The following is an 8,492-nucleotide window of genomic DNA, read 5'->3' as shown; positions in this document are numbered from 1 at the left end:
CTTGGGGTAAACAATTTTTCTTCTGCGATATCATAAAGTGGCGGGACAGATGAACATTTTTCCTCCAGATCCGGAATGCAGAGTGCTTGGGTCAAATATTTAATATTGACTGTGACATCCGGTTTGTACTTACTTAGTCCCCATTTTTTAGCCCGATACGAGCGTTGGTAATCGGCAAGTGATTTGGCATCGTCTATGATTGCAGTTAGTAGTGCATTCGCATCAACACCGCGACCAACTACGAAATCATCAACACCTTTCTCTGGTCCCGGCAGTAATGCAACTTCACATTCGCAACCAGCCGATTCAATTGCTCTGCCAGTCCGCATTGTTGCTTGAAAAACTGACCAACGGGTATTGGCTTTGGTTTCATAGTCGAAAAGAATTATGAACTTGCGTCCCGCCTGAGCCATTGGTACTAAGTCAGGATGCAATCGTTCATCAAAATCCCGTCTTCCTACCCGCCCGTTCCAAATTCCAGGAAGTGCGATCGCTACAAACCCCAAAGATAGCAAGCAGGCCGCTTTTTTTTCGCCCTCGCATAAGATAACTGGAATCTCTGGATGCTGTTTTACCCACTCCCAGAAGGAGATTTGTAACTTTTTCTGCTCAGAGCCGATGTTTAATTCTTTGTGCTGCCCAACCCATGACCAAAACATTAGGGGATTGAGTATGCCTTTTATGCACAGTGCTACTCGGTAACTTAACTGGGCGATTTGCGTTAGGATTGCCGTAGTTTGTCCTAGTTGCAAGAGCGAAGGCAAGAGAGCGGCATTGCGAGAAGCAGCGTTCTTTCGACTTTTAAGCCTTAGCTTTTTCCCACGTTTTGCAAAAAGCACTCTTTGAATATCGGAAACGTTATAGCGCCGTGCAACTACATTCAAAATACAGTTAGGAACATCGAAATAAGTAACACGGTTGGCTGTCTTGGGTGGTGACTCGTATTTAACTGGTTTACCTGTTTGCCAATCAATACGGGGGAAGTTCGGCTTAATTCTTCCCCATTCCATCGGTTGCCAGTTTTTGAATGGGTCAAGTGATTGAATCCACGTCCCACCCAGTAATAGATGCTGATACATTTTTATGTATGCATCCGTGACTCGACCCGCATTCTTGCGTGGGATTTTATCAGATATGAACAGGAAATCATAAACTGATTCTCCCTCTACATGGAAAAAGTTGCGCTTAATCAACGCCGGATGAATGGCGCTACCAGCTAACAACTCATGGTATTCCGCTGCCGTGAGATTGTTTGGATATTCAGTTGTCGCTGAATTCATCGGTTCTCTCCTCGGAATCCCTTAGAGAGAAATGTGTCTAATCTGAAAGTAATATCGGTGCTTTCCAAGAAAGCGATGTTTCTATAGCCTTTGTTTAAATGCAGCCAGTTTTCAAGCTGCCAAACTCTTACTTTAGCCCAGATATTCCTGAATTTCTCCAACACCACAGCATAAAGCTGCCATACGTAGACGTTTCTGCGGCAAGAAGTTGCAGACAACGTTACATTCGACCCCATGCACTCTAACACTGTGCTCTTGGGGTGTTCTCTGTTTGTCATGATTTTCCCCTGATTACTTGGTTGACAAGTTCAGAGGGGGTTATTCGCGCTGCCACATCTAACTATGAAATTTGGAATTTTTGTTAATCAAACTTAATAAAAAAATACCAATTTGAAGAATTTCAACAGCCAAAAAACGCCACCAAAAAATAGACGATTTGGTGACAACCCCTGTATAATAGGGGAAGCAGCGCGGATTCAACTCAGTTGGACATTTTTAGTGGTAATCTTAGTCTCCAAACTTTAAAGACCACTTTTTTGTTCCTTCGAGATCAACCCCGCTCTGAGGTTATATGATTTTCAAAACTCGGACAAAGCGCTACTCCTTAGTGGCGCTTTTTCCGTTAAACTGTTTGTTCTTTTAGTGTACTCACCTCTATTTTTTGCTTTACGTAGGTAATAACCTGATTTTACAGAAGTTATGGACTTCTGGTGTTGAATAATAATTTGACTTTTTGCTTTTAGCTTCTCCATGTTTGTTAAGGGGTGAGATGAGGTTTGACAATCTCTCATAACAAGTGCAACCACCTACTTTAGCTAAAAGCTTTCACTTAAATACCACCTATGACAGATGTTAAGTTTAAGTTGAAACATTTAAATACTCGGCTCTTCATACAAATTGACGAGGCTAAAGATTAAGCACAAATACTTATGAGCGGTTCTTGCGTGTAAAATTAGTCAGATTTAGAACATTTTGGTAGGCTCAACGTAGATTTGTCAGTACATCCAGAAAATTTTACAATGTAACATTTTAATCTTATAGCCTGGATGCTCTATTGTAGCAAGTCAGCTTTAGTTAAGAAATATAACAAAACATATATAAACTTTTGTTAGATTAGTGAAATAGAGTATGAGTTGTAGTAACTCAGTAGTGTAAGCGTGTATGGATTCAGATGTGAATTTAGACAAAGTACTAGAAATTTTGGAAGAACGAGTGCTTCAATATACTGGAAGATATTTGACTGAAGCTGAAATTGCTGTAATTAAAGGGAGTTGGAACGGTAAAGACTATAAGGAAATAGCCCGTGATAGTGGATACACGATGCAGTATTTGCAAGCAGGAGTAGGTTCACCTTTATGGACAATGCTTTCAAAAGTCATTGGCGAAGGAGTACAAGTTAAAAAACTCACTTTGAAACCTATTTTGCTTAAAGTAGTAAAAAAGGATTATTTAAAAAAGCTAAAAGCATTAAACCAAAACGATGATGGTTTAGTGGGCAAAACTATAATGTACGGAGAATTACCCAAGGTAGGTTTGTTTTATGGTCGAGAAAAAGATATTAAAGATTTGAAATATCAAATCAACGTTTTGAAACAAACTTGTATAGCTATAACTGGAGTTGGAGGAGTTGGAAAAAGTTTATTGATAGCAAAATTAATTGAAGAAATGCTTTTAGAAAAACCGGATACTTATGAATATATAATTTGGAATACACTGACTCGTTATTCGTCAGTTGATGAAATAGTTGCTAAATTAATTAAGAACTTTAATTTAAACGACGGAAATAAGAATTTTAATGAGAAAATCTCTTTGTTATCAAATCATATTAACACCCATCGGTGTTTGATAGTATTAGATGGATTTGAAAATATAGCAAACGTAAAGAACTTTGAGCAAAAATTAGAGTCTGAAGATTTTTTTATTGGGTTGACACGGGAACCTCATCAAAGTTGTATCATCGTAACAAGCCAAGTACCTTTAGAAGAAATTACTTATGTGACTAAAAAGTTCTCTTTTCTATCTTTACGATTAGAAGGGCTAGATGAAAGATCGGCAATAGAAATGTTGTATGAAAAAGGTTTATCAGGGGAAGAATGTAAAGAATTAGTCGAAACTTATCGTGGGAATCCTTCAGAATTAGAGGTAGTCACTGACCGAATTAACAGATTTTTCGGAGGAAGTATAAAAAACTTTTTTAAATATAAATCTACTGTAATTGGACCTCGACTACAAGCGATGCTAAATCAACAGTTTGGTCAAGCAGGTTTTTTAAATAATCTTCAAAAGCAAATAATGATTTATTTAGCAGAAGAAATATCAAAAGATTCAAGTTTTATTCCCTTTTCTAAACTTGTTGATGGATTAAAAGAACGATTAAATTTAGAATTATCAATTTCTGAGCTTATAATGGCATTAGAAGTTCTAGAGCAACGCTCATTAGTTGAGACTAGCAAGAAATTCACTAAACAAGAAGCTAGTTATAGCTTAGAGCCAGTTGTCAAGAAATACATATTAGCAGATCCACTGGGCTTAGTGTATGAACAATCAAGTAAAACAAAAATCAGCAATTCCAGCTATTAAAGTGTATGATCCGTGGTTTATTGTATAAATCACCTTTGCTCCCAACGCAATAATCCTAATGATGCTGAAAACTGTTTAGCTTGTGGTACTCCGTTACTAATAAATGGTCGCATACGTTTACTGCGTCCTTTGAGTAGCATTAATGAAGAGATACCTACTTACACAGAGGTTTTTGAAGTTGAGGATGCTGGCACAAAATTGCATCCAGGATTTCAAATAAGAGTAATGAAAATATTAAAATGGAATGAGCCAAAATTAGTTGAGTTAGTTCGACAAGAAGCGCTAGCATTGCAGGTTATCGAACATCCAGGAATTCCTGAGTCCACTATGGATGATTACTTTACTTTTACCCTCAAGGGTACTCGTGTAGAATTGCATTGCGTCATAATGCAGAAAATCGAAGGAGAAAACTTACGGCAGTGGTTAGAAGCTTATGGTCGAATTTCCCAAGAAATGGCACTTGAGTGGTTTTCACAATTAATAGATATTATTGATTTAGTTCATCGCTCTGGCTTCTTCCACAGAGATATTAAACCAGAGAATATTATTTATCAGCCTGGGAGCAACAAGCTGGTACTTGTTGATTTTGGTGCTGCACGACGAATTACTAGAACCTACCTAACTAAAATTAGCACTAGTGGGGGAACGAGGACAGGATTAGGAAGTGGGCATGAAATAACTTCTATTGTTACACCTTTTTTTACCCCACTTGAACAAATTGAGGGACAGGCAGTACCACAATCAGATTTTTATGCTTTAGGTCGAACTTTTGTAAATCTAGTTACTGGTATATCACTAATGGATATACCAAAAAACCAAGACAGATCAAGACTAATCTGGAGAAAATATGCGCCTCAAATTGACAAACCGTTTGCGGATCTTCTTGATGATATGATGGCTCCGGCTCCAGCGCAGCGTCCAACAAATACTAAAGTAATAATACAGAGGCTTAAAAAGCTTCCTCTACAAACTAAGGTTCAGAAAATACTTAAGTCTAAAACCTTTATATTTAGTGTATTTATTGGATTTGTTACTTTAGCAGATATTGGAACGCTTAAAATACTCTTGCCGGGGCTTGCTAATACTTTAATAGCTGGAGGAGAAAAATCAGAAATGGCAAATGATTCTCAAAAAGCGCAACAAAAATTCAACTTGGCCCTATTACTTTCTCCTCAAAGCAAAGTTTCTATTTCAACTTTCTATTTCAACAGAGCCTCTAAGAATTTGAATAATCCTGAAATAGCTAAGAAATATTATGAATTAGCAATTAAATACAATAATCAAGATATATCTGCCTATAATAATTTAGCTATTGTATGTCAACAATTAAACGATATTAATTGTGTAAATAATAGTTATAAAAATCAATTTAAATTAAAACATGATAGCTGGGAAGGACATTACGGATTAGGTAATTTCTACGAACAGCAGGGAAAATATGATTTAGCAGAAAAGCAGTATGAAATAGCTATGGCAACTAGCGATCAAGCAATATTTGCTGTTGCTGCTTTAGCAAGATTGAAAAATAAAAGAGGCGATGACAATGCAGCAGCTATTTTAGCTTTACAAGGTTTAAATAAGACTAATAATCGTGAGCTAAGAGCATCTTTGTATAAAGACTTAGGCTGGTCTAAATTAATGCAAAATCATTTAACTGAGGCAAAGGAGTATTTAGAAAAAGCGACTGAATTAGATAGTCAAAGAACAGATGCTTACTGCCTGCTATCTCAAGTAGAAGAAGCGCTAGGAAAAACGGATGAGGCTAGGATTCATATAGAAGTATGTATACTAGCTAAATCTAATCTGCCAGAAGTTTTTATGTGGAGGCAAAACTTGTTAAATCGTATACTTAAAAAGTGATAAAAATTAATTGCTTGTAATATTAGCTAGTAATAAAAGTGAAAAAGCGTACTTTTTGGGACTTATTCTGCTTGAGTACTATTTTAGTGATAAATATGCCATTAGGGGCAAGCGTGCCGCTTACAAGAGTAAGAAGAAGTCAGGTTCGCTGTGAGCAGCCAATTGGAAGGATAGTAAGTAAAGGAGATGAACATTTTGGGAAAGGGAGCCTTATTTGTGAGGGAGAGAAATTAGAAGTTTTGAATGGTGGTTATATACGAATGTTATGCTTTAGTTCGGGAAGCCTTTTAAATTTATCTAGTGGAGTTATTTCTTCTGATAAATGTGCTAAACCAGAATCATATTTACCTAACTGCAATCCTACTGATGTAAAACTGTGTCAGATCCGAAAAGGTGGAATAGCAGAAGGTAATAAGCCTACGGTTATTTCTCCTTACACTACCTCGATATTAAATCCTCGACCAGAGATAACTTGGACTCCTGTTAGGAGTGCTATTTCTTATAAAATTCGGTTAAGTAGTTACGAATTTGAGTGGGAAAAAGTTGTAAATCAAACTCAGCTTACCTATCCTGCTGATGAGAAAGAATTACAACCAGGCAATGCCTATAGAATTGATGTTTTTGCTTACAAAGACGGCTATGCTATTACCGCTCACTCAAGGATTGTTAACCTGTTGTCCGTAAGCTACCAAGAGGAGATTGCACAAGAGGTTAAACGAATCAAAGAATTAGGATTGCCTTTAGATGAAGCCGTCCTTGACATAGATGCTATTTATATGTCGAGAAATCTTTTAAATGAAACAATTGAGATACTAAAGGCACAAACGGTAACAGGCACTCGAAATCCTAGTATTTACAGGGTGCTAGGCGATCGATATTTAAGGGTATGGCTACCAAACTCAGCCAAGCATGAATATACAATTGCTGTTGAACTGGCTAAAAGTAGTAACAACTCAGTTGAGTTAGTAAAAGCGCAAGAGGGGTTAAAATTAGTGAATTTTTATAACCAACTTCCAACAAGTAGGAAAGGGGCCCAATGATAAGGCTTATTTTTATATTTAGGATCTGATAATAGGCTCAATTGTGCAAGTCTTAGTGCTTCAGCTTTAGTCTCGCCATTTTTCAAACCCTTATAGAATTCTCTCATAACTTGAGCAGTGGAGTCGGCATCTACTTGCCATAAAGTTGCTACAGTGCTTCTTGCTCCTGCCTGGACTGCTATTCCAGCAATACCTAAAACGGAGTGCTTGTTACCTTTTGCTGTTTGGCAGGCACTCAAAACCAACAATTCAATTGCATCTTGACTATTTTGAGTTGTACCTTTGATTAAGCTGCCGAAATCTTTAATATTGATTACCTTGTCATACGCTAAAAGTACTGTCTTGAAGGGGTCAGAACTGAATTGTGCGTGAGTGCTAATATGAACGATTGGAAAGTTATTTTGACTCAGTTCTTCTTCAAATCGTTTAATGGTAAATTTATCGTCTAACAACGCTGTTGAAGACTTAGTTTGTTTCTCAACATCTTTTACTTCTTGTGCTGTTTGAAGCAGTGGTTTTGATCCTTGAGGAGCATTTGGATCTGTAAAACTAGGGCTATCTTTAGACAAACCAGCAATTAAAGCTTTCAACTGGTCTTTATGTAAAGATTTAGGTTGTCTAACTCTAGAGCCTAGAGTTTCTGCAATACTGAAGTGTTTTATTAGATAATCTTTACCATCATATAACAACCCCATCGGCAGGCTTTGAAAAGATTTATCCAAAATAAATATTAGTGTTCCTGAAGGGGGGAGATATGTCTTAATAGGTGCAATTAGCTTTTCATAAATTGCTTGAGAATACGAAATAATTACTCTCTCGTCAGTAGAAGAAAGTTCTTCGTCTTGTAGGGTTTCTAAAAGATGATCTACATTCGCTCTTACTTTTTTTGAATTAACTGAATGATGGTGAAAGGAGCCGTCTGTTGACTGAATAATTAGTTCTATAGTATTACCCAAATCAATAATATGAATTACTGCTAGGGCGCTGTTAAGATTTTGAAGCTGATTCAAAGCAACAAGGTCAATTTTACCGCATCGCAGAAAGTTCTCTAACCGTGCTATTTGTAATCCTTCATTTATCTGTATTACTCGTTTTAAATCAGGATTAGGAGATGCTAAAAGTAATCGCATATAATTACGATATGTCGGCTCCATCTCATCCTGAAAAGAAAACTGTAAATCTCCATTAGTTGATAGAAGGCTATCACGAACTTGAGCCATGTTTGCGATGGCTGCATCATAATTTTTAAGCGCTAACTCGGTTTTACCCTGTTTTTCGTAAATCTGCCCTAACTGCTGTTGCCATTTGTAGGCGATATCTGAAGCTCGAATCGATTGAGCTAATCTTAGAGGATGTTTTAAAAGTCGAAGCGAGTTAAAAATTATGCCAGTCGCCTGACCATAATCCGGATCATCGCAATGTAAATAAAAGTCTCAGAGGTTTCTGGTAGTCGTTCATAATCTTTACTTAAACGTCGACACCAGTTAAGCCAACCAAAAGTTCGCTCAACAACCCAGCGCTTTGGTAAATGGACAAAACCTTTCTTTTCCAATGGTCGAAGCACAATTTCCACAATCCAGCGAAACATATCCATCACCCAACGCATAAATTCTTCACCACGGTATCCGCCGTCCATCCAAATAAGATTTAAACGTTTTACCTGACTGCCTGTATTGTGAACTCGGTTGAGAACTTTTTTCGCTCCTTCTCGTTCTGGAAGACTGGCTGAGGT

Annotated in this window: 7 protein-coding genes; 3 read left to right on the top strand and 4 right to left on the bottom strand. The window is 37.3% G+C overall.

What is annotated here, in order from left to right:
* Both H6G97_RS53745 and H6G97_RS39495 read right to left on the bottom strand, forming a co-directional pair.
* Positions 1-1,280: DUF3854 domain-containing protein (locus H6G97_RS53745; RefSeq protein WP_242055877.1), on the bottom strand; the 1,280-nt coding region annotated here is incomplete at its 3' end.
* A complete protein-coding gene (locus tag H6G97_RS39495) occupies positions 1,277-1,558 on the bottom strand; it encodes a hypothetical protein (RefSeq protein WP_190946093.1) in 282 nt (93 codons plus the stop codon). The genes H6G97_RS53745 and H6G97_RS39495, both read right to left, overlap by 4 nt.
* Before the next feature lie 883 nt (positions 1,559-2,441).
* Here H6G97_RS39495 and H6G97_RS39490 point away from each other — a divergent pair.
* From H6G97_RS39490 to H6G97_RS39480, 3 genes are read left to right on the top strand one after another with little or no spacing between them, the layout of a single operon-like run.
* Entirely contained in the window at positions 2,442-3,860 is a 1,419-nt protein-coding gene (locus H6G97_RS39490; RefSeq protein WP_190946092.1) for a helix-turn-helix domain-containing protein, read from the top strand.
* Between the two features lie 12 nt (positions 3,861-3,872).
* Positions 3,873-5,720, top strand: a complete 1,848-nt coding sequence (locus tag H6G97_RS39485) for a protein kinase domain-containing protein (RefSeq protein WP_190946091.1) — start codon at positions 3,873-3,875, stop codon at positions 5,718-5,720.
* A gap of 38 nt (positions 5,721-5,758) precedes the next feature.
* Positions 5,759-6,760: a hypothetical protein gene (locus H6G97_RS39480; protein ID WP_199349974.1), complete on the top strand. Its 1,002-nt coding sequence runs from the start codon at positions 5,759-5,761 to the stop codon at positions 6,758-6,760.
* Here the strand turns inward: H6G97_RS39480 and H6G97_RS39475 are convergent.
* Together H6G97_RS39475 and H6G97_RS39470 are read right to left on the bottom strand one after the other, a co-directional pair.
* Complete coding sequence (locus H6G97_RS39475; protein ID WP_242055876.1) at positions 6,721-7,770, bottom strand: CHAT domain-containing protein; 1,050 nt, start codon at positions 7,768-7,770, stop codon at positions 6,721-6,723. The genes H6G97_RS39480 and H6G97_RS39475 overlap by 40 nt on opposite strands.
* Before the next feature lie 371 nt (positions 7,771-8,141).
* The coding region (locus H6G97_RS39470; RefSeq protein WP_190941080.1) for a transposase at positions 8,142-8,492 on the bottom strand (351 nt) is incomplete at its 5' end.

The sequence above is a fragment of the Nostoc flagelliforme FACHB-838 genome, from assembly GCF_014698065.1.
In the GTDB taxonomy this organism is placed as follows: Bacteria; Cyanobacteriota; Cyanobacteriia; order Cyanobacteriales; family Nostocaceae; genus Nostoc; species Nostoc flagelliforme_B.
This window is presented reverse-complemented; position numbering and strand designations above follow the sequence as displayed.